Origin of the sequence: Mesorhizobium sp. C277A (assembly GCF_040324395.1) — a bacterium.
GTDB lineage: Bacteria > Pseudomonadota > Alphaproteobacteria > Rhizobiales > Rhizobiaceae > Mesorhizobium.
This window is the reverse complement of sequence record NZ_JAMYVW010000002.1, coordinates 2,518,277-2,539,181: the sequence shown is the minus strand read 5'-3', so window position 1 is coordinate 2,539,181 and position 20,905 is coordinate 2,518,277. Positions and strand designations below refer to the sequence as shown.

Below are 20,905 nucleotides of genomic sequence, written 5' to 3'. Positions count from 1 at the left end.
GCGGCTTTGTGGGTCAGGCGGCGCAGCCCGTCAAGGCCGCGCGCCAGCCGATATCAGGCGGTCTTGGCGGCGACCAGCGCGTCGATCTTGGCGCACAGGTTCTTCATGACGAAGTAATCGTCGGTCGAAGCCTTGCCGTCATTGACTTCCTGGGTCCACTTTTCCAGCGGCACCTTGATGCCGAATTCCTTGTCGATGGCAAAGACGATATCGAGGAAATCGAGACTGTCGATGCCGAGATCGTCGATCGTGTGGCTCTCGGGAGTGATGGTGTCGATATCGATCTCGCTGGTGTCGGCAATGATCTTGGCGACTTTGTCGAACGTGGTGGACAAGGGCTCTTCCTTCGGTTGCGGGCGGAATCTGTCCGCATCTGGTTTGGGCGCTGTCTAATCGGTTTTTCCCGGCAGGAAAAGGCCTGATGCGCGGGGCGCAGATGGGATGGCCCTCCCGTGAAGACAAGAAGGGCCGCCCGACAAGCCGGCGGCCCTTCCAGTTGACGTCACGTCAGCTTAGTTTTCACGGAGCTTGACCACTGGCTTTCTCAGAACGTGACGCGGCCGAGCACGCGCAAGCCATCGCCCTGCGGCTCGACCACCACCGCTTCGCCCTCGCGCGGCGAGACGCCGGTCAGCGCGACGATGTTTTCGAGATGCGTGACCATGACCAGATTGTCGGAACCGGTGTAGGCGCGGATTTCCTTCATCACCGCGTCGAGCTGCGCGGCCTTCTCGGTCGGATCGCTCCTCAGGAGGTCGAGCGGCGCAAAAAGCTCCGGCTCTGCCTCGAAGGCGATGCGGGCGGTGTCAAGGCAGCGGCAGTAGCGGCTGGACAGCACCCGCTCGATGGGGGCGGCACGGGCGCCGAACAGCGCGCCGATCTTGCTCGCCTGCTGCTTGCCGCGCGCCGATAGATTGACCTGGGTGGCGCAGTTGTCGATGACGAAATTGGCGGGGTCGGTGGTACCGGTGACCAGCGCGTGGCGAAGCAGCACGACATGGCCGCCGTCACGCAGCAGCGCCCAGCCGGCGTCGGTCGCGTGGGCGACGGCGGGAACAGCAAGCAGGAACAGCGACAGCACAAATCGAATCATCGAAACCTTTTCCGGGAGCCGGATGCCGCTCCGGTCATTCTGATATAGGGATCGGAAAGCCGGCACAAAGACAAGCGAAAGGCGAACCCTCGGTTCGCTTCACATTTTCGCCATTTGCTTCTTCGCCAGCTCGATCTTCTGATCGGTGAGCGGGATAGGGATCGTGTAGCCGGCTTCGGTGAAGCCCTGCTTGGCGTTCTCGAAGAATTCGATCGCCTTGAGATATTCCGGCTTGCCCGCGCCATAGCTGGCGCGGTTCCAGTGGACGTCGCCGATATTGTTCTGCTCGAAGGCCCACTGCAGCGGCTGACTTTCGCGCGTAAACACCTTCAGCGCCGCCGTGAACGCCGCTTCGGCGTCGTTGAGATATTTGTCGGTCCGCTGGAGATTGCCGAGATTGAGCAGGCTCATACCGATGCCATTTTGAGCGTTGGCCCAGTCGACCGGCGCGGCCTCGATGGTGAGTATTTCGAGCGCTGCCCGCCGCGCCGCAATCGAATCCTGCAGCGTCTTGGCATCGCCATTGCTCATGCTCAACCAGTGCAGCGTCGAGCCCAGGCCGGCCTGGGCCATTGCCCATTGCCGCGGGTTCGTCTCGCGCTTGTACTCGCGCAACGCATTGCCGTAGGCGTCGACCGCCTCGCTGTAATGCTCGGGCTTGTCGGTGACGCCGCCGAGAAGCTGCAGCGTGTTGCCGAGATTGTAGTAGCTCATCGCCCAGTCCTGCGGGAACTTCCGCCTGACATAGACCTGCCGTGCCGCCTGGAAGGCTGCCGCCGACTGTTCCAGCTTGGCCGCATCACGGGTGCGCTGACCAAGGGTCTGATAGATCGATCCAAGATTGTTCTGGGCTGACGCCCAGTCCATCGGGAAGCGCTTGCGGGTAAACACTGTCAGAGCGTCGTTATAGGCAGCTGCAGCTTCTTCCAGCGTAGCCGTGCCCATATCGAAGCGGGCGATACCGCTCAGCGCATTGCCCAGGTTGAGGCGGCTGGTCGCCCAGGACACCGGGAAAGTTTCGCGGGTTCGCACTTCCAGCGCGGCGCGAAACGCGTCGGCCGCCTCGTTGATCTTCGCCTTGTCGTTGAGCTGGATGCCAAGCGTTACAAGCGTGTTGCCGAGATTGTTCTCGACCATCGCCCATTCCACGGGTGCTTTCTCGCGTGTGTATTCCTCAAGCGCCAGCCGGTAGGCTGCTTCCGCCTGGGTGAGATGCTCGCCGGCAGGCTCACGCTCGGAGAGTGCATAGAGCGCGAGGCCTAGATTGTTCTGCGAACCGGCCCAGTCCAACGGCAGCTTGTCGCGCGGACGCTTCTCAATGGTGGCGCGCGTCGCCGCCACCGCTTCATTGAGACGCTTCGGGTCGCTCTCGCGTTCGCCGATCTTCAGAAGCACGTTGGCCAGGTTGTTCTGCGCCGCGGCCCAGTTGCGGTCGTCCTTCTCGCGCTCGAACACCACCAGCGAATCGCGGAAAATCACCGCTGCTTCTTCGAGATGCGCAGTCTCGGTTTCGCGCTCTCCAATGGTCTGCAGCACCACCGCCATGTTGTTGCGGGTGATTGCCCAGTCGCGATTCTGTTCGCCGTTGGGGATGAAGTTCAAGATGGTGCGATAGGCCTCGATGGAGTGCTGCAGCGCATCGAGGTCGCCGGTGGCGTAGCCATGAGCGTTCAACGCCTCGGCCTCCTGGTTCTTGTAGTTCCAGCGCAGCTTTTCGTCCCACTTCTCGACCAGCGAATACGCCTTGGCATAGTCGTTGGCGGCGGATTTGTAGTCGAAGACCAGCGCGGCGGCGTCGGCGCGTTTGGCATAGATGGCGGCGTCGGCGATGCGCTTTTGCCGGAGCAGGTCCTCGGCCTCGTCGACCGCACCGCTGTTTTCCTCGATCCGGCCGACCGCGTCGTCGAGGAATTTGCGCGCCGTCACCATCGCGCCCTGGCCTATGGCCTTGTCGGCGGATGCGACCAGGCGACTGATCTCGGGATCGTCGGTGCGTAATGCGGCGCGTTCGGCCATCATCTTCTTCAAACGCTCGGCCTGGCCGTCCAGCACCTTCTGCAGGTCGTTCGGATCCTCCGGGATCTTTTCCGTGCCGAGCGCCTTGAGCACGCCGTAGAGAGCGTCAAGGGGCACGCCGTCCTGCAGAGAAGCCAATTCCACCTGAGCCCGTTTGGGATCGGGCAGGTCGGAAATGGTCAGCAGCAATTGCCGCCTCTCACCGGTGATCAGCCCGTCGTCGCCGGTCGGTTCCGGCGGCGCGACGCCGAAATAGAGCAGGCGGCGCAGGCTCTCGCTGACCCAGGGGCGCTGCTTTGCCTTGGTGTCGAGATAGACTTCCTCGGTGACCATGCGCATGACCGAGCCGAACTCGGTGCCTTTCATCGCCGTGAGGTGGCGCAGCAGGGCGGCGGCGTAGGGGCTGTTTTCGCCGGCGGCGCCATCGAGCGCCGGTCGGCCCGGCTCGGCGGCGAAGCCGACCACGGTTCCCAGGCTGGCATCATCCACTGAGGCACTGGCAAGCGCCTTGGCGCCGCGGACCGGTTCCAGCCCGCCGGCGCCGACAGGCTCGGCGGAAGCCGTCGGCCCGCGTCGCACGACCGCGTCCGGCGGAAACGGGTTGGTGCGGCAGGCGTCAAGCAGCACGATCGTCACCGGCACGGTCTTTTTCAGCTCGTCCATGACGGCTGAAATCGGCACCAGCGCCTCACCGGCATTTTTCAGCGACGAGACGTCGGCGTCGACCGGCACCAGATAGTTCTCGCCGCCCGCCTCGATGCCGTGACCGGAATAATAGATGAAGGCGACGTCGGCGCCGTCGGCATCCTCGACAAACCGATCGAGATCGCGCTTCAGCTTGGCGGCATCGCGATCGGTGACGTTGCGGGCGTCGAAGCCGAGATCGGTCAGCATCTTGGCCATGTCGCGGGCGTCGTTGGCCGGGTTGGCAAGGGCTGCGATGTGTTCGTATTTCGACTGGCCGATGATCAGCGCAACGCCCTTGAGGCTTTTGGTCTCGGCGGCCTGAGCCACAGATACGGCAAGGCAAAGCAGCATAGCGACGAAACCCGCCAGCCACCCCTGTCTGAAATGACGCTGTTTCGGCGTCGCACCCATTCGCTGTCTATCCGCCCTGATGATCCCAAACCTGTATAGCGCTGCCACCCGACCATGATCAAATTCAGGCGCCGGGCGGATCGAGGAGCGGTTTCTGAAGATCATGGCGATTGCGCTGGAATCCGGGCTCGCCTATCCCTGAAAAATGTCTCCGCTCACCGAAACCGTTCTTTTCGTCTTCAGCCTCGTCGCGCTCGGCTATGTCACCGGGCTCACCGGCTATCTGAAACCGGCCAGCGGGGACGGCATCTCCGAATTCGCCATCAACGTCGCGATGCCGCTGCTGCTGTTTCGGACGATGGTGAATTCCGATTTCCACGGCGTGGCGCCCTGGTCGCTGTGGGGTGCTTATTTCGCGGCGGTTGCAATGACATGGGCCGCCGGCCATCTGGTGACGACACGGATCTTTGGGCGGGACGCGCGCACCGGCATCGTCGGTGGAGTGTCGTCATCCTTCTCGAATGTGGTGTTGCTGGGCATTCCCTTCGTTCTCGGCGTATTCGGGTCCAGCGGATTCGAAGTGCTGTCGCTGCTCGTTTCCGTGCATCTGCCGACCATGATGATGGCTTCGATCATCATGTTCGAGATATTTGGCCGCGGCGGCAGCGAGCCCGTACACCCGCTGCGCATCATCCAGAGCTTTCTGAGAAGACTGTTCACCAATCCGTTGATCATCGGCATCCTGGCCGGGCTGGCATGGCGCCTCACCGGCGCGCCGCTGCCGAACCTTGCCATGCGACTGGCCGATGCGCTGGCTAACACCGCCGGGCCGGTGGCGCTGTTCGCCATGGGGCTCAGCCTGCGCCGTTTCGGCATTTCCGGTAACATCCGACCGGCGCTGGCGCTGTCGACGCTGAAACTGTTCCTGATGCCGGCGCTGGTGCTCGGCCTGGTCTGGCTGTTTGGCCTGCCGCCCTTGACGGCCAAAGTGGCGGTCGTGGTGGCGGCGCTGCCGTCCGGCATCAATTCCTATCTCATCGCCGTGCAGTTCAACACCGGCCAGGCGCTGGCGTCGAACCAGATGACCATCGCCACGGCAAGCGCGGTTGTTACAACCGCCTTTTGGCTGACGGTGGTGGTGCATGTCTTTGGGTAGGCTTGGTCTTCTGTAAGGCTGGTCTTTGGCAAGGCTGGTCTTTGACAAGGCTGCGGCCCAAACTAATTTACATGTGAATTTTCTCTGGCGTTGGGCTGGCCCAAAGCCTATATGCCATCTTGCAATTGCTTGCCGGGCTTGCCCTAGGTAAAGAGCAGTGGCTTCAGCGTGTCGGCTCCGCCGCCATTGTGCACGCTCGTTCAAGAGATCCAGGAAACCGGCCCGTCAGTGCGCCGAACGGAGGCTAGACCATGCTGCAGAAAACCAGCCATTTCATGCGCCAGGCCAATCTCATCAACGGCGAATGGGTGCAGGCCGACAGCGGCCAGACGGTCGACGTCAACAACCCGGCCACCGGTCTCAAGATCGGCACCGTGCCGAAGTCGGGCAAGGCGGAAACCCGCCGCGCCATCGAAGCCGCAAGCGAAGCCTTCAAGACCTGGCGCAAGACGACCGCGCTTGAGCGCTCGAAGCTGTTGCGCAAGCTGCATGACGCGATGATGGACAATCAGGATGTGCTGGCCGAACTGCTCACCATCGAGCAGGGCAAGTCGCTCGCCGAATCCAAGGGCGAGATCGGTTCGGCCGCCGCCTATATCATGTGGTTTGCCGAGGAAGGCCGCCGCACCTATGGCGATGTCGTGCCATCGCCATGGGGCGATCGCCGCATCCTGGTGACCAAGGAGCCGGTCGGCGTCATTGCCGCCATCACGCCGTGGAATTTCCCCTCCTCAATGCTTGCCCGCAAGCTTGGCCCCGCGCTTGCCGCCGGCTGCACCGCCGTGGTCAAGCCGGCCTCGCAGACGCCGTATTCCGGCCTTGCATGGGGCGCGCTCGCCGAGGAAGTCGGCTTCCCCAAGGGCGTCATCAACATCCTGACGGGTGCTGCCGGCGAAATCGGCGACGAGATCTGCGCCAATCCGCTGGTGTCGAAGATCACCTTCACCGGCTCGACCGAGATCGGCAAGCTGCTGATTCAGAAGTCGTCCGTCACCGTCAAGAAGGTCTCGATGGAACTCGGCGGCAATGCGCCGTTCCTGGTCTTCGACGATGCCGACCTCGATCGCGCCGTCGCCGGCGCCATCACCGCCAAATACCGCAATTCAGGCCAGACCTGCGTGTGCACCAACCGCTTCCTGGTGCAGGCCGGCATCTACGACAAGTTTGTCGAGAAGCTGGCCGCTGCCAGCAATGCGCTGAAGGTTGGCTCGGGCCTGGAAGAGGGCGTGCAGCAGGGACCGCTGATCGACGTGAAGGCGGTCGAGAAGGTAGAGGAATTCATCGCCGACGCCACGTCGAAGGGCGGCAAGGTCGTTGCCGGCGGCAAGCGCCACGCGCTTGGCGGCTCATTCTTCCAGCCGACCGTCATCGCCGATGCGAAGCCTGACATGCGCTTCATGAAGGAAGAGATTTTTGGCCCGATCGCCCCGGTGTTCAAGTTCGAGACCGAGGAGGAAGCCATTGCACTCGCCAACGACACCGAGTTCGGCCTGGCCGCCTATTTCTATACCGGCGATCTCGGCCGCGCCTTCCGGGTCATGGAAGGCCTGAAATACGGCATGGTCGGCGTCAATGAAGGCCTGATCACCACGCCGGAAGCGCCGTTCGGCGGCGTCAAGGAATCGGGCCTCGGCAAGGAAGGCGGACATCAGGGCATCGAGGACTATCTCGACACCAAATATGTCTGCATCGGGGGTCTCGGCCTCTAAATCATTGACGGGCAGGGCAGGGCGCGGGCCGGCCCTTGCCAGACGACATTCAGCCGGACTGGAGCGGTTCAGCGTTTCACGGAAACGCCGAACCGCTCCAGTTCTTTGTTTTTGCAATTCCGGACGGAAAACCGTTTCACACTTTTCCTGGAATTGCTCTAAGTCGATAGATCGACGAATTAGCATTTGGACATAGCGATGAAGGACGGCGAAGTCTTCGGCACGACGCAGGCAGGCGAACCCGTTCGCCGTTTCACCATCCGGGGCGGCGGCGTCAGCGCCAACATCATCGGGCTCGGCGCAATCATCCAGGATCTGCGGCTCGCCGGCCACGATGCGCCGCTGGTGCTGGGCTACGACCGCTTCGAACCTTACGAGACCGACCGGGCCTTCTTCGGCGCGGTCGTCGGCCGCTATGCCAACCGCATCCGCGACGGCCGCTTCACCATTGCCGGCCAGCGCTACCAGACTGAGCGCAATTTCCTCGGCAAGCACACGCTGCATGGCGGCTCGGAGGGCTTCTTCCACCGGCCGTGGACGGTTTCGCTGCACGGCCGGGATTTTGTCACGCTGACCCTGCACGATCCCGAGGGCACGATGGGCTTTCCCGGCGCGCTCGACGTCACCTGCACCTACCGGCTGAAGATCCCCGGCACGCTCTCGATGGAACTGACCGCCACTTGCGAGGAGCCGACGCTGTGCAATCTGGCGCAGCATTCCTATTTCAATCTCGACGATGGCGGCGCCGGCGACATTCTCGACCACCGGCTGATGCTGAACGCCGGCGCCTATACGCCTGTCGATGGCGAGATGATCCCGACCGGCGTCGTCAAACCTGTCGACGGCACGCCCTTCGACTTCCGCCAGGCGCGGCCGCTGCGCATGGAAACGGAAGGCGAGCAGCTTCCCTACGACGTCAATTTCTGCCTGGCGTCAGCCCGGGGCCCGCTTCACCAGGTGGCGTGGGCGCAAGGCGCCAATTCCGGCGTCGAGATGGAAGTCTGGACCACCGAGCCGGGCCTGCAGCTTTACACTGGCCAGTACGTCGCGCCGACCTCGGGCGGCCTGGACGGACGGCGCTACAAGGCGTTTTCCGGCTTTTGCCTGGAAGCGCAGACGTGGCCCGACGCGCCGAACCGGCCCTATTTCCCACAGGCCACGCTGTGGCCGGGCCAAATCTATCATCAGGTGACGGAATATCGTTTCAGGCTTCCCTAAGGTCTTAGCCCTCGAAAGCGGTTCTTAGAACCTCGAACGGCGCCAGCGCGCCTCGCACCTGGACGACTGTGGCGGCGACGCGATGCGCGCGCTGCACGGCATCCGCCGGGGCATGGCCGGCCAGCCGGGCGGCGAGATAGCCGCCATTGAAGGAATCGCCGGCGCCGGTGGTGTCGACCGGGGTGGCGACATGCTGGGCCGGAACCGGCTGCAGGGCTCCGCCAGTGGCGATCAGCGCGGGCTTCTCGCCATTCTTGACGACGACTTCGCCGACGAGTTTTCCGAACCGTTCGGCGGTCGCTTGCGGTGCCGAGTCGCCAAACAGCATCTGCTCGTCGGGAAAGGTCGGCAGCGCGATGTCGGCGACGGCAAGCGCGTCGAGGATCGCGGCTTGCGCCTCCTCGCGGCTCTGCCACAGGCGCGGCCGGTAGTTGGGGTCGAAGGCGACGAGCGAACCGGCAGCCCGCGCCTTGGCCACTTCCGCCAGCAACGTCTTGCGCGCGGCGGCATCCAGAATTGCCAAAGTGATTCCGGAAAAATACACAAGCGCCTGGTTTTCAAGGCTTTTTGCCAAGGCGGCCGGGTCCGAGGCAAGCCGCCTGGCCGCCGCGTCGCTGCGCCAATAGGTGAAGGCGCGTTCGGCGCCGGTCAAGGTGATGGCGTAGAGGCCGGGCCGCGCGCCTGGGATGACCGGGCTGGCGCCGATGCCGATGCCGTTTTCGGCGAAGAACGAAATCTGGCCCTGCGAGAAGGGATCGTCGCCGAAGGCCGAGACATAGGTCGCCGGCCGCTCGCCGCTCAGCGCATGCAGCGCCCACAGCGTGTTGAACGTGTCGCCGGCAAAGCCCATGCGCCAGTTCGGCCCGGCCTGGCCGGACAGTTCGAGCATGCATTCACCGATCGAAGCGACGCCGTCTGCTGCCATGTATCTGTCTCCGGATCAGTTCGCTGCTGTAGCTTTTTGCGGCCGGCAGCGCCATGCTTGGCGGCGGCGGTTTTTTGCGCCAGAAGCGTTTTCCCACAGAAGCGGGGACGCGAATTGCTTCCCGAGACGTTATGCCCAGAAGAGGAACCGGTTTGGCATCGATATGGCGTTATCTTCTTGCGGGCGTTGGTCTGGCCGCCTTGCTGGCTGGCATATTGGCGATCGTCTATCTGACCGCGCCGCAGTCGGCGCCGGGCCCGGATATTTCGCGCTCGAAGAAGACGGCGAACGGCTTGTTTGTCGCCAGCATTCAGCCGGAACGCGGCGTTATCCGGCAAGGCGAACTGCAATCCTGGTTGCTGACCCTGAAGACGGTCAACGGCGATTCCGTGGAAGGTGCGGCGATCTCGGTGTCCGGCGGCATACCGCAGCACAATCACGGCTTGCCGACCAGTCCGCAGGCGACCGACTATCTTGGCGAGGGGCGCTACCGGATCGAGGGGCTCAAATTCACCATGAGCGGCGTGTGGCAGTTGCGCTTCGCCATTTCGGCGGCGGCCGGTTCCGACACGGTCGTCTTCAACGTGGTGCTGTGAGCGAATGAGCCGCCTGTTGCGCCTTCTGGCATTGGCGGCGGTCGTGCTCGTTGCCGGCTGCGGCAAACCGGATTTTTCCGATGCCGAGAAGAAGACCATCGCCTCGCTGGCGCTGAACACCTTGCCGGCGCTCAAACCCGACACCACCAACCGCTTCGCCGACGTGCCAGCCGCCGCCGCCCTGGGCTCCACTCTGTTCTTCGACCAGGGCATGAGCCGTGACGGGAACGTATCCTGCTCGACCTGCCACAAGATCGACCGGCAATTCCAGGATGACCTGCCGCAATCCGTCGGCGTTGGCCGAACCAACAGGCGCTCGATGCCGCTGGCCGGCATTGCCCGCAATCCGTGGTTCTTCTGGGATGGACGGCGCGACAGCCTGTGGGCGCAGGCGCTGACGCCGCTGGAAAACCCGCTTGAGCAGGCGGGGAACCGCGCGGCCTTCGCGCATTACATCCAGAAGCGGTTCGGCGAGCGCTATGAGCGCATCTTCGGGCCACTGCCGGATCTTTCCGCCGTGCCGGCCAACGCCAGCCCGCTCGGCAGTGAGGCCGAGCAGGCGGCGTGGAAGGCAATGACCGCGGCCCAAATGGACGACGTCAACCGCGTCTTTTCCAACATCGGCAAGGCGATCGCCGCCTTCGAACGGTCGATCGAACCGGCACAGACGCGCTTTGACCGCTTTGCCATCGATCTTGTGTCAGGCGCCAAGCCGAAAGCCGACGATGCCTTTTCGCAGGAGGAGATGCTCGGGCTGAAACTGTTCATCGGCAAGGCCAATTGCGTCACCTGCCATAACGGCCCGCGCTTCACCGACAACGCTTTCCACAACACCGGCGTGCCGCCGGTCAGGGATTTGCCATTGGATCGCGGCCGTTTCGATGCGGTGGCCCAGGTTCAGGCCGACCCATTCAACTGCTTCGGCGCCTTCCGCGATGGCGACGCCGGCGCCTGCGGCGAGCTGCGCTTCATCGTCAAGGCAGCACCCGAACTGATGCGCGCCTACAAGACGCCGTCGCTGCGGGGCGCGGCAACGCGGCCGCCCTATATGCATGCCGGACAGTTTTCCTCGCTGGAGGAGGTGGTGGCGCACTACGCGAAGGCGGAGGCGGCCGTTGAAGGCACCTCCGAAGTGCACCCGTTGCAACTGTCGGATCGCGAACGCGCGGCGCTGGTGGCGTTTTTGAAGACGCTGTCGGAGTGAGCTAGCGATCCTTCACCGTCTCCATGGCCACGAAGGTCGAGGTCTGCGCAACATGCGGCAGTGCCGAGATGCGCTCGCCGAGCACGCGGCGATAGGCGGCGATGTCGGTGGTACGGACTTTCAGGAGATAATCGAAGCTCGACGCCATCATGTGGCACTGCTCGATCTCCGGCACGGCCTGCACCGCACGGTTGAAAGCATCGAGCGCGGCCGAGCGCGTGTCCGACAGTTTGACCTGGACGAAGGCGACATGGCCTTCGCCCATGCGCTCGCGATCGATGATCGCCTGATAGCCCCTGATATAGCCGTCCTTCTCCAGGCGCTTCACCCGCGCCTGCACGGGCGTCTTCGACAGGCCGACCTTGCCGGCCAGTTCCGACATGGACAGCCGCCCGTCGCGCGCCAGCGCCGACAGGATGTTTCTGTCGATGCGGTCCAATTGGTCTTCTGTCACGGATATCACAGCCCATCTGATAACAATTGAGCCGCAATGATAGATTATTCGGCCTGCCATGTCGATTTCTTTGGACCGGCCGAAAATGCGGCTCTGTGCTAGCTTGCGCCATTCGGTCCGGCGACCGCCGGCCCGCTCCCAGATGCTTGCTCCGCAGGACCGCCATGCCGCTCGACACCATCCGCCAGCAGATCCGCGCCAACTACCTGCCCGACGAAGACGCGGCTGTGAAGCGCTTGGCTGCCGCGACAGAACTTTCGGCCGATGACCGCAAAGCCGTCTCGGCCCGTGCCGCGGATCTGGTGCGCGCGGTGCGCGGCTCGTCCGACCCGCGGCTGATGGAGGTTTTTCTCTCGGCCTACGGCCTCTCCACCAAGGAAGGAGTGGCGCTGATGTGCCTGGCCGAGGCACTGCTGCGCGTGCCTGACACCGAGACTATGGACGACCTGATCGCCGACAAGATCGCACCGCATGACTGGTCGGCGCATTCGGGCGGTTCGAGCTCGATCTTCGTCAACGCCTCGACCTGGGCGCTGATGCTGACCGGCCGTGTGCTCGACGAAGGCGAGGGCGGCATTGAAGGCACGCTGCGCTCGATGGTTCGCCGACTGGGCGAACCGGTGATCCGCAAGGCGGTCGCCGCCGCCATGCGCGAAATGGGCGAGCAGTTCGTGCTCGGCCGCACCATTGCGGAAGCCGTCAAGCGCGGCAAGTCGATGATCCAGAAAGGTTATCTCTATTCCTTCGACATGCTGGGCGAGGCGGCCCGCACCGAGGCCGACGCGCTGCGCTACCTCAAGGCCTATGCCGATGCGATCTCCTCGCTCGATTCGGGCTCCAACGGTCCCGATATCCGCCAGAACCACGGCATCTCGGTCAAACTGTCGGCGCTGCATCCGCGCTACGAAGAGGCACAGAAGGAAAAGATGCTGCCGGTGATGGCCGAGCGCCTGCTGTCGCTGGCGCTGGCCGCACGCCATTCGCGCATGGGCCTCAACATCGACGCCGAGGAGGCCGACCGGCTCGACCTGTCGCTCGACGTCATCGAGCGTGTGTTGTCCGAGCCGGAGCTTGCCGGCTGGAATGGCTTTGGCGTCGTCGTCCAGGCCTACGGCCCGCGCGCGGCCTTCACCATCGACTGGCTCTATGCGCTGGCGGAAAAGTACGACCGCAACATCATGGTGCGGCTGGTCAAGGGCGCCTATTGGGACACCGAGATCAAGCGGGCACAGACGCTCGGGCTTTCCGGCTACCCCGTCTTCACCCGCAAGGCCAACACCGATGTTTCCTACATGGCCTGCGCCAGGAAGTTGCTGTCGATGACCGACCGCATCTATCCGCAATTCGCCACGCACAATGCCCATACCGTCGCCGCCATCCTGTCGATGGCTGACAACCGTGACGCTTTCGAATTCCAGCGCCTGCACGGCATGGGCGAAGCGCTGCATGAGACGGTGCGCCGGGCCGAAGGCACGCGCTGCCGCATCTATGCGCCGGTCGGCGCGCACTCCGACCTCTTGGCCTATCTGGTTCGCCGCCTGCTGGAGAATGGCGCCAACTCCTCCTTCGTCCATCAGCTCACCGACGAGGACGTCGAGCCGGAGGATATTGCGCGCGATCCGCTCGAGACGGTCGAGAGCCAGGGCCCCGCCGCCAATCCGGCAATCGCTCGTCCTGCGACGATCTTCGGCGCTGGTCGGCGCAACTCGAAGGGGTTCGACATCACCGATCCGGTGACGCTGGCGGCGATCGACAAGGCCAAGGCGGCCTTTGCCGGGCCCGAGCGCTGGCATGCCAAGCCGATCACGCGCGCCGCCGGCTACGGCAAGCAGCGCCCGGTGGTCAATCCGGCAAAGCCTGCCGAGATCGTCGGCACGGTCGCCGAAGCCGCTGCCAAGCAGGTCGCGACCGCGGTGCGCTTTGCTGTGGAAGCGCAGCCGGCCTGGGCGAAGCGTCCCGTCGCCGAGCGCGCCGCCATCCTCAACCGCGCCGCCGACCTCTATGAGGCCAATGCGGTCGAGTTTTTCGCGCTGGCTACAAGGGAAGCCGGCAAGTCGCTGGCCGACGGCGTGGCTGAAGTGCGCGAAGCCGTCGACTTCCTGCGTTACTACGCTGCCGAAGCGGCCAACAACGAAGCGGGCACCGAGGCGCGCGGCGCGATCGTGTGCATTTCGCCGTGGAATTTCCCGCTCGCCATCTTCACCGGCCAGATCGCGGCAGCGCTCGTCACCGGCAATTCCGTCATCGCCAAGCCAGCCGAACAGACGCCGCTGATCGCCTTCCGCGCCGTCGAGCTGCTGCGCGAGGCCGGCGTGCCGGAAGATGTGATCCAGCTTCTGCCGGGCGACGGCCCGTCGGTCGGCGGACCGCTGACCGCGGATCCGCGCATTGCCGGCGTCTGCTTCACCGGCTCGACCGAGGTTGCAAAGCTGATCGAGAAGCAACTGGCCGAGACAGCTGCGCCCGACGCCATGCTGATCGCCGAGACCGGCGGTCTCAATGCCATGATTGTCGATTCCACAGCACTGCCCGAACAGGCGGTGCGCGACATCCTGGCGTCCGCCTTCCAGAGTGCGGGCCAGCGCTGCTCGGCGCTGCGCGTGCTTTACGTGCAGAAGGATGTCGAGAAGAAGATGCTGGAGATGCTGAAGGGCGCCATGGAAGCGCTCACCATCGGCGATCCCTGGCAGATTTCGACCGATGTTGGGCCGGTCATCGATGACGAGGCGCAGAACTCGATCCGCGAGTATTGCACCAAAATGGGGCTGCAGGGCCGGCTGATCGCCAAGCTCGAAGCACCCAAAGATGGCCGCTTCGTTGCGCCGCATGTGTTCCGGGTCAAAGGCATCGAGGAGATGGAGCGCGAAGTGTTCGGTCCGGTGCTGCATGTCGCCAGCTTCGACGCCGACGGGATCGACGCCGTCATCGCCGCCATCAACCGCAAAGGCTATGGCCTGACCTTCGGCCTGCACACCCGCATCGAAGGCCGCGTCCAGCATTTCGTCGACGGCATCCATGCCGGCAACATCTATGTCAACCGCAACCAGATCGGCGCCGTCGTCGGCTCGCAGCCCTTTGGCGGCGAGGGGCTTTCGGGCACCGGGCCGAAGGCCGGCGGGCCGCACTATCTCCGGCGGTTCCGCAAGGGGCCGGAGGCGGGCACGGAGATTGCCGAGGGCCACAAGGTGACTGCGACCGAACTCGCCGACAATCTGCCCGATCCGACGCTTGGCGGCTGGTCGACGAGGCCGGACCGCATCGCCATTTTGAGAAAGCATTTGCGCGGCAAGGGCGCTGCAGCGATCGGCGCTGCAGCCGCCATCGATTTCGGCCAGGTCGACCTGCCCGGACCGACCGGCGAGGCCAACACGCTGTCGCTGTCGCCGCGTGGCCGGGTGCTGTGCCTCGGTCCGGACGCCGACACGCTGCTTGCCCAGACGATCCAGGCGCTGGCCGCCGGCAATGCGGTGCTGGCCGTGGCGCCGGGCGCGCCGGCAGCACTGTCGGCGCTGACCGGCAAGGGGTTGCCGCTGGCGGCCATAGACGGTCGGCCAGACCCAGTCGAAGCGCGTTCGCTGCGCGTCGATGTCGTCGCCTTCTCGGGCAGGCCCGAGGCGGCGCGGATCGTGCGCAAGGTCATTGCCGACCGCAGCGGGCCGATCGTGCCGCTGGTCAGCGAGGTGCTCAACCCGGCGGCCTATGCGCATGAAGGCGCTGTCTGCGTCGACACCACGGCTGCCGGCGGCAATGCCAGCCTGCTCGCGGCGGCCTAGGGGGCTTTTCGCGGCTCGCTTGCCTGCGTCGGGTTGCAAGGGTATGCGCAAGGGACAGAGAGCAACTCGAGCGGGGCAGCGGAACAGATGGAAGACACGTCCCGGCCGTTTGAGCTGCCGCGGGTGGCGGTGGTCATCACCTGCTTCAACTATCGGCCGTACGTCGAACAGGCGATCCGCTCGGTGCTTGCGCAGACCTACCGGAATTGGGAATGCGTCATCGTCGACGATGCCTCGACGGACGGCTCGGCCGACCAAGTCCGCCAGCTCCTAAGGGATATAGACGACCCGCGCCTGCGCCTGATGGCGCGCACGGAGAATGGCGGGCAGATCGCCGGATTCCGCGACGGCTTTGCCGCAACCGACGCGCCTTTCGTCGCGTTTCTGGATTCCGATGACGTGTGGCTGCCGGATTTTCTCCTGGCGCATCTGTCCGCCCACCTCAACACGACGCATTCGGCCGCACTGTCGAGTTCCGATGTGTTCCTTGTCGATGGCGGCGGCACCTTGCTGGGCGGCACCTTCCTTGCCTTGCGCAAACCGCGGTCCGGACCGGATCGGAGTGGCGTCGCCATCGCGCCCGGTGGCCGGCTTGCCGGCATGGCGCCTGGGATCGCCTATGCATCGGAGCATCCGGTAACCTATTTCGCACCTGCGGTGACGGGCTGGCTGTGGTCGCCATGCTCGGCGATCATGTACCGGCGTGGCGCGCTGGAACCGGTATTGTCCTTCCCGTTCAAGGCCAAGGTCGGGACCGATTATCTGACGGCGACACTCGCGCACCAGGCCGGCGGCAGCCTCATCCTGTCAGAAGGTCTCGGCCTCTATCGCCTGCATGGCTCCAACCTGTCCACCGGAACTGCCTTTGCCGGCGGCAATGTGCGGCAAACGCCTGCATACAGGAGCTACAGGAGCGTGTTGGCGGCGGATGCCGCAGACTATTTGCTGGCGAATTCTGCCTGGCTCAGCGATCTCAACGGGCGCAATTTCATACCTGCATTCCTGACGCAGCATGTGCGCCAGTTCCCGGAGCTGGCCGGTGATCCGCGGTTGGCGCGCTACCTGACACGCGGACAGCCCTGGCGGCGGCTGCGCCTGCACATTGCCCAGCGGCTTCGGCGACTGGGCGGCCGGAATTCAACCGGAACATGAGGGCATCTGCCCGTCGTCAGATCTCGTCGACGGGTGAAATCTCAATCAGGCCCCTTCGACGACCGAAAAGCCTTCGAACTGCGGATGGCCGAGATAATGCACCTTCGAGGTGCCGGTGTTGCGGTGGGCGGCGCGAAAATTCTCGGATTTGGTCCAGGCGACGAAATCCTCATGGCTTGCCCACACCGTGTGCGAGGCAAACAGCGTGTAACCCTCGGCCTCGTTGACCGGGCCGCGCAGCAAGTGGAACTCTCTGAAGCCTTTCATTTCCGAAAGGCTGGAATCGCGGTTCTTCCAGACATCCTCGAAGGCGGTCTCGGAGCCGTTCTGGACCTTGAAGCGGTTCATGGCGATGTACATTGGGCTTCCTCTTGAATTGGTGGACGATGACATTTGGCGAAGGTCTGCGAGCTGGTTAAAACGGACCGATCCGCGCCCTGAACACCCAACTTGATAATCCGATCTCGGGTGGAATGGGCGGGAACGGGGCTTGCTGGCGCACCAGTTTCAAAGCGAATTGGTCTAGTTCGGCAGACCCTGAACTTTCGACAAGCTGCAAGTCGCTGACGCTGCCGTCAGCCATGACGACGAAATAGACCCTGGCATTGTTGCGAGCCTTAGCTTGAATTTCCTTCGAAACGCGCCGGTTAGCGCGGGCAAGCTTCTTTTGAATTTCACCGCCGTAACGAGATTCCATCGCATTGCCAGCCGCGTCCTGGTTTTTACCCTTGCTGGCAACCGCCGGTGCGTCGCGTTCTTCGCCATCTGCCGCACCGCGGGTATCTCCAGATCCAGCTGGAGGGGTCGGCCGCGGGCTCGGGACTGGTGGTTTGGCAGCAGGCAAATCAACGGCGGGCTCGTCGGCGGGCGGTGCCTCTGAACTTTGCGTTTGAACCCCTGGCGGAGTCGACGTCTCAGCGCTTGGGGCGACAGTTTGATCATTCGGGATGGCGGCCGTCAGTGTATCTGGCGCGGCGGTCGCCTGTTCGGCGGCTTCCGGCGCAGGCTTGGGCGCCGCCGGCTCCTTTACCGGTTGAGGCGCCTCGGTCGGCGGCACGGGTCGAACGGCCTCGGGCTTGGCCGGCTGCGGATCGGTTACCAGGGTAACATCGACCGCGTCGGGAGCCTGGCTGTCCAAGGCGCTGCCGACCACCTCGGCGCCCGATTGGTCGGTGCCTTCGGATTGTATCGCGTTACTGGAATCGAATGTCCCTGCGGGTCCGATGAAGAACGCCGCTGCGGCAGCGGCATGGAGCAGGCAGGACGCGACGATCGCCACAGTCCATTTGCGGTCCGCGGCTGCCGGCTGTGCGAGCTCGTCCATCGTAATCGCCGGTTCGTTGCCGGCGTCGGGGAGGGGGGTGATGTCCTGCATGGTTCGCGGCGAGACCTGCCGCGAGCGGGGTGGGATTGTCAAATCAAGATCGGTTGCCGGCCATGACGGCGGAGCTGCGACGGGTCGTGTCGCATTGTCGTGCAGGAAGGCGGGATGCAGACCCACCTCAAACGCCGAATGCGATACCGGTCTCGGTCTGCGTCTTCAGGCCGCGCATGCAGGCGCCCGGTTCGACGCCGGCGCATTCGGTGGCGCTGTTGATCAGCACGCGGCTGAGTTTGGTGCAGTCGGTGCCGGCGAGGTCGAAGCGGATCACCTTGGTCTTGCCGGCCGGCAGGTCCTTGAAGTCGAGCACGCTCAGGCGGCCGACCACGCCGGCCTCGTTGAACAGCGCGATTTCGAAAGCCGCCTTGGACAGATCGGCGCCGAGCGCATTGTTGACGACGAAGGTCAGCAGGCAACCCTTGTCCGAGGGCTGCACGGCATTGAGCTCGAGGCTGAGTTGCGGAGCCGGCGCGGACTGAGCCCACGCCGGCGCCAAGCCAAGCGACATCGCCAACGTCGAGGTCAGGAGCCGAAGCGATGCCGTCAAACTTGTCATGGGTGTCAGCCTCCAAAGCGCATGGTTGCGGCCAGCTTCAGCGTGATGCCGGGTTCATAGATGACGGCGGTGGTGCCGCCGTTCAGCGGGTTGGTGTATTTGACGTCGAACAAATTGTCGGCGCGGAAGTCCACCTTCAGATTGTCGGTGGCCTGGTAACTGGCGAAGGCGTTGACCAGAGTATAATCCTTGGCCACGGGGTTGCCCTTCGGCTTGCCGTTGTACTGCACCTCGCCGCCGACGGTCAGCTTGTCCTGAAGGAAACGGAAGCCGAGCTGCCCGGTGACCTGCGACGACGGGATGGTGGCAAGGTCGGCCCGCTCGCCTTCATCGGAGATGGTGTGGCCGTTGATGATCGAGGCCGACAGCCCGGCATAACCCCAGGCGGCATCGTAGACGCTTTCCAGTTCGAAGCCGTTGATCTTGGCCTGGGCGACGTTCTGGTACTGGAAGCAGATCGGAATCCCGGGGCCGAACGGGCAGCCGCTGGTCGGGTCGAATGCCGACAGCGTGACGCCTTCGATGTAGTCGTCGACATCGTTGTGGAAGTAGCCGGCCTTGAGCCGGAACGCGTCGCCGGCCTCGATAAGGTCGTTCAGCTTGTAGTTGACGCCGAACTCGGTCGTCTTGCCGGTTTCTGGCCGCAGGTTCGGATTGGGCAGGAACGGGAAGGTGACGCCCGCCGGATGGTTGCCGCTGATCAGCGTTTCGGTCAGCGACGGCGAGCGGTAGCCTTCCGCGTAGGTGCCATAGAACTGCAGGCCCGCCAGGCTGGCGCTTTCGAAGGGCGTGACACCAACGGTGATGCGCGGCGACAGACGATCACCTGACGTTTCGTGGGTGCTGTCTTCGAGGCTGTAATTGTCGTAACGCAGCCCGGCAATGACCTCGAGCCAGTCCCAGGTGAGCTTGTCCTGGATGTAGGCGCCCGAAACACTACGCTTGCCCGATGGGGTGTAGAAGCTGTCGCCGCCGGCGGTGCCGCCGGTCTCGACATCGTCACCCACCCAGTCGCCGCCATAGGTCAATTCGTGCGCAACACCGGCTGTTTCGAAGCGCGACGTGTTCCAGATGTCGACGCCGGCCGTGCCAACGTCGAAGGTCGAGGTCGAACCGACGGGCAGCAGCACGGGAAGGCCGGTCGACGGATCGAAGCGGTTCTGCGGGACCAGCGTGGTGAGGTCGAGATTGGTCTTGTTGTAGGAGGCGTTGATGTGGAGGTCGAGCCAGCTCTTGGCGTCGTCAGTGATGTTGTAGCGGGCGGTGAAGGTGTTCGACTTCAGGTCGACGTCGTTGGCCGGCACGCCGCCGCTGGTTTCCGTCCAGCCGTCGCTCGATCCGACCCAGCCGAGCTTCAATTCGCTGTTCTCGCTCGGGCGGATTGTGGTCTTGAGCAGGCCGCTCAGCACGTCGAAACCGGTACCGGCGACGGTGTCGCCGCTGCCATTCTTGTAGTCGCCGTAGTCGCGGTAGACGATGTTGCCCAGCACATCCAAATCGTCGTTGAATTTGTAGGCGCCGCTGGCGCTGGCGGTCCAGCCCTTGCCGTTGCTTTCATAGCGCCCGGTGACGGAGCCGGCCCAGGTTTCGCCCGGTCTGAGGAAATCCACCGCATCCTTGGTGTCGAAGAAGACGACGCCGCCAATGGCGCCGGAGCCGTAGGTGTTGGCGGTCGGTCCGCGAATGACGTCAACGGATTTGATGAGCTCGGGATCGACATAGAAGGTCGACTGCGTGCCGTGGTCTGAGCGCTGGAAATTCTGCCTGGCGCCGTCGACGATGACGGCGACGCGACCGAAATCCTGCAGGCCGCGGATGTTGATGCTGGAGCTGACGCGTCGCGCATCGGCCTGCACGGCGACACCAGGCACACCGAGCAGCATTTCGTTCGGCGTCGTCGCCATGCGGCGGTCGAGCTGTTCCTGGTCGACATGGCTGGCTGAGGCCAGCGATTCGATTGCCGTGTCGCCGGTGCGGCTGATGACGAGGATCTTGTCCAGCAGGGTCGCGCCGGCGGGCGCCGGCTTGGTGTCTTCGGTTTTCCTGGTCTGGTCGGCCTGGTCAGCGGCCGGCTGAGCAGCCTGCTGAGCGCTGGCCGGCGATGTCAGCAGCGCGATCGTCGCTGCCCCCGCAAGCAAGGCTGCCATTGCCTTTGCCATAGGCCGATGCACCGGATCGGCGTTCGCCAGACCCAGTCGTCCACAATTTCCCAAGCCCATGCCCCAACTCCAAAATTCCAGGTTCGATGCTGGCTGGCTTGGTGCTCGCTGGCATTTTTCATTCTGTCCGGCGTCTTAAATGTTTGTCCGGTATTGCACTGACTAATAAACATGATTATTCGAGTCAAGAAATGAATCGGCATTTTTACAACGCTAGCCAGTTGCCCGGCACAGGAAAGGGATCGAAAGAGATGAACACCCACAATCCCAACGACTTCCGTTACCGCGTCCGCCGTTCCGAGGAGACGCCGACCCGCTTCGACCGGGTGCCGCTGGCGGTGCGGACGCTGTCCTCCAACACGCTGTTCCAGGGCGAGCACGAGATCGGCATCGAGCACCATGGGGCGCTCTATCGGCTGAAGATCACCCGCCAGGGCAAGCTCATCCTCAACAAGTGACGAAACAGCCAGGCAGG

Annotated in this window: 17 protein-coding genes; 8 read left to right on the top strand and 9 right to left on the bottom strand. The window is 64.0% G+C overall.

The genetic code is table 11. The features are described 5' to 3' along the window. Window positions 1-53: 53 nt before the first annotated feature. From NKK52_RS12735 to NKK52_RS12725, 3 genes are all read right to left on the bottom strand, one after another. Complete coding sequence (locus NKK52_RS12735; protein ID WP_010909964.1) at window positions 54-335, bottom strand: acyl carrier protein; 282 nt, start codon at window positions 333-335, stop codon at window positions 54-56. A gap of 209 nt (window positions 336-544) precedes the next feature. After that, window positions 545-1,093, bottom strand: a complete 549-nt coding sequence (locus NKK52_RS12730; protein ID WP_023670442.1) for a histidine phosphatase family protein — start codon at window positions 1,091-1,093, stop codon at window positions 545-547. 99 nt (window positions 1,094-1,192) lie between these two features. Then, window positions 1,193-4,207 (bottom strand): caspase family protein, encoded by a 3,015-nt coding sequence (locus NKK52_RS12725; protein ID WP_031203707.1) that lies wholly within the window; start codon window positions 4,205-4,207, stop codon window positions 1,193-1,195. Between the two features lie 145 nt (window positions 4,208-4,352). Between NKK52_RS12725 and NKK52_RS12720 the strand changes: the two genes are divergently transcribed. The 3 genes from NKK52_RS12720 (at window position 4,353) to NKK52_RS12710 (ending at window position 8,230) form a co-directional block, all read left to right on the top strand. Next, the gene (locus tag NKK52_RS12720; RefSeq protein ID WP_023681741.1) at window positions 4,353-5,303 is read left to right on the top strand and encodes an AEC family transporter; all 951 of its coding nucleotides are present in this window, start codon (window positions 4,353-4,355) and stop codon (window positions 5,301-5,303) included. A gap of 251 nt (window positions 5,304-5,554) precedes the next feature. Then, window positions 5,555-7,012, top strand: coding sequence for an NAD-dependent succinate-semialdehyde dehydrogenase (locus NKK52_RS12715; protein WP_023670445.1), 1,458 nt, complete (start codon window positions 5,555-5,557; stop codon window positions 7,010-7,012). Window positions 7,013-7,204: 192 nt separating this feature from the next. Next, window positions 7,205-8,230, top strand: a complete 1,026-nt coding sequence (locus NKK52_RS12710; protein WP_023681740.1) for an aldose epimerase family protein — start codon at window positions 7,205-7,207, stop codon at window positions 8,228-8,230. 4 nt (window positions 8,231-8,234) lie between these two features. Here NKK52_RS12710 and NKK52_RS12705 read toward each other — a convergent pair whose 3' ends face one another. Then, on the bottom strand, window positions 8,235-9,155 hold the full coding sequence (locus NKK52_RS12705) for a sugar kinase (protein WP_352518701.1): 921 nt from the start codon (window positions 9,153-9,155) through the stop codon (window positions 8,235-8,237). Between the two features lie 152 nt (window positions 9,156-9,307). On the opposite strand from NKK52_RS12705, the gene NKK52_RS12700 reads away from it, so the two are divergent. Both NKK52_RS12700 and NKK52_RS12695 read left to right on the top strand, forming a co-directional pair. Continuing rightward, window positions 9,308-9,751, top strand: a complete 444-nt coding sequence (locus NKK52_RS12700; protein ID WP_023681739.1) for a FixH family protein — start codon at window positions 9,308-9,310, stop codon at window positions 9,749-9,751. Window positions 9,752-9,755: 4 nt separating this feature from the next. Beyond that, window positions 9,756-10,955: a cytochrome-c peroxidase gene (locus NKK52_RS12695; protein WP_023681738.1), complete on the top strand. Its 1,200-nt coding sequence runs from the start codon at window positions 9,756-9,758 to the stop codon at window positions 10,953-10,955. Window position 10,956: 1 nt separating this feature from the next. Here the strand turns inward: NKK52_RS12695 and NKK52_RS12690 are convergent, their stop codons facing one another. Further along, complete coding sequence (locus NKK52_RS12690; protein WP_023681737.1) at window positions 10,957-11,409, bottom strand: Lrp/AsnC family transcriptional regulator; 453 nt, start codon at window positions 11,407-11,409, stop codon at window positions 10,957-10,959. Between the two features lie 164 nt (window positions 11,410-11,573). Between NKK52_RS12690 and putA the strand changes: the two genes are divergently transcribed. Beyond that, a complete protein-coding gene (gene putA / locus NKK52_RS12685; RefSeq protein ID WP_023681736.1) occupies window positions 11,574-15,182 on the top strand; it encodes a bifunctional proline dehydrogenase/L-glutamate gamma-semialdehyde dehydrogenase PutA in 3,609 nt (1,202 codons plus the stop codon). A gap of 87 nt (window positions 15,183-15,269) precedes the next feature. Next, on the top strand, window positions 15,270-16,334 hold the full coding sequence (locus NKK52_RS12680; protein ID WP_023681735.1) for a glycosyltransferase: 1,065 nt from the start codon (window positions 15,270-15,272) through the stop codon (window positions 16,332-16,334). 45 nt (window positions 16,335-16,379) lie between these two features. Here NKK52_RS12680 and hmuQ read toward each other — a convergent pair whose 3' ends face one another. The 4 genes from hmuQ to NKK52_RS12660 form a co-directional block, all read right to left on the bottom strand. Then, on the bottom strand, window positions 16,380-16,694 hold the full coding sequence (gene hmuQ, locus NKK52_RS12675) for a heme-degrading protein HmuQ (RefSeq protein ID WP_023681734.1): 315 nt from the start codon (window positions 16,692-16,694) through the stop codon (window positions 16,380-16,382). A gap of 55 nt (window positions 16,695-16,749) precedes the next feature. Next, a complete protein-coding gene (locus NKK52_RS12670; protein WP_023681733.1) occupies window positions 16,750-17,709 on the bottom strand; it encodes an energy transducer TonB family protein in 960 nt (319 codons plus the stop codon). 127 nt (window positions 17,710-17,836) lie between these two features. Next, window positions 17,837-18,271, bottom strand: a complete 435-nt coding sequence (locus tag NKK52_RS12665) for a hypothetical protein (protein WP_023681732.1) — start codon at window positions 18,269-18,271, stop codon at window positions 17,837-17,839. 5 nt (window positions 18,272-18,276) lie between these two features. Further along, the gene (locus NKK52_RS12660; protein ID WP_031203704.1) at window positions 18,277-20,418 is read right to left on the bottom strand and encodes a TonB-dependent hemoglobin/transferrin/lactoferrin family receptor; all 2,142 of its coding nucleotides are present in this window, start codon (window positions 20,416-20,418) and stop codon (window positions 18,277-18,279) included. Window positions 20,419-20,681: 263 nt separating this feature from the next. On the opposite strand from NKK52_RS12660, the gene hemP reads away from it, so the two are divergent. Beyond that, window positions 20,682-20,888: a hemin uptake protein HemP gene (gene hemP, locus NKK52_RS12655; protein WP_023673860.1), complete on the top strand. Its 207-nt coding sequence runs from the start codon at window positions 20,682-20,684 to the stop codon at window positions 20,886-20,888. The last annotated feature ends 17 nt before the right edge of the window (window positions 20,889-20,905 follow it).

Coding starts and splice junctions, on each gene's coding strand:
- NKK52_RS12660 (WP_031203704.1), bottom strand. CDS start 20,418: ATGGCAGCCTTGCTTGCGGGGGCAGCGACGATCGCGCTGCTGACATCG.
- NKK52_RS12670 (WP_023681733.1), bottom strand. CDS start 17,709: ATGCAGGACATCACCCCCCTCCCCGACGCCGGCAACGAACCGGCGATT.
- hmuQ (WP_023681734.1), bottom strand. CDS start 16,694: ATGTACATCGCCATGAACCGCTTCAAGGTCCAGAACGGCTCCGAGACC.
- NKK52_RS12730 (WP_023670442.1), bottom strand. CDS start 1,093: ATGATTCGATTTGTGCTGTCGCTGTTCCTGCTTGCTGTTCCCGCCGTC.
- hemP (WP_023673860.1), top strand. CDS start 20,682: ATGAACACCCACAATCCCAACGACTTCCGTTACCGCGTCCGCCGTTCC.
- NKK52_RS12665 (WP_023681732.1), bottom strand. CDS start 18,271: ATGACAAGTTTGACGGCATCGCTTCGGCTCCTGACCTCGACGTTGGCG.
- putA (WP_023681736.1), top strand. CDS start 11,574: ATGCCGCTCGACACCATCCGCCAGCAGATCCGCGCCAACTACCTGCCC.
- NKK52_RS12705 (WP_352518701.1), bottom strand. CDS start 9,155: ATGGCAGCAGACGGCGTCGCTTCGATCGGTGAATGCATGCTCGAACTG.
- NKK52_RS12725 (WP_031203707.1), bottom strand. CDS start 4,207: ATGGGTGCGACGCCGAAACAGCGTCATTTCAGACAGGGGTGGCTGGCG.
- NKK52_RS12715 (WP_023670445.1), top strand. CDS start 5,555: ATGCTGCAGAAAACCAGCCATTTCATGCGCCAGGCCAATCTCATCAAC.
- NKK52_RS12695 (WP_023681738.1), top strand. CDS start 9,756: ATGAGCCGCCTGTTGCGCCTTCTGGCATTGGCGGCGGTCGTGCTCGTT.
- NKK52_RS12680 (WP_023681735.1), top strand. CDS start 15,270: ATGGAAGACACGTCCCGGCCGTTTGAGCTGCCGCGGGTGGCGGTGGTC.
- NKK52_RS12720 (WP_023681741.1), top strand. CDS start 4,353: ATGTCTCCGCTCACCGAAACCGTTCTTTTCGTCTTCAGCCTCGTCGCG.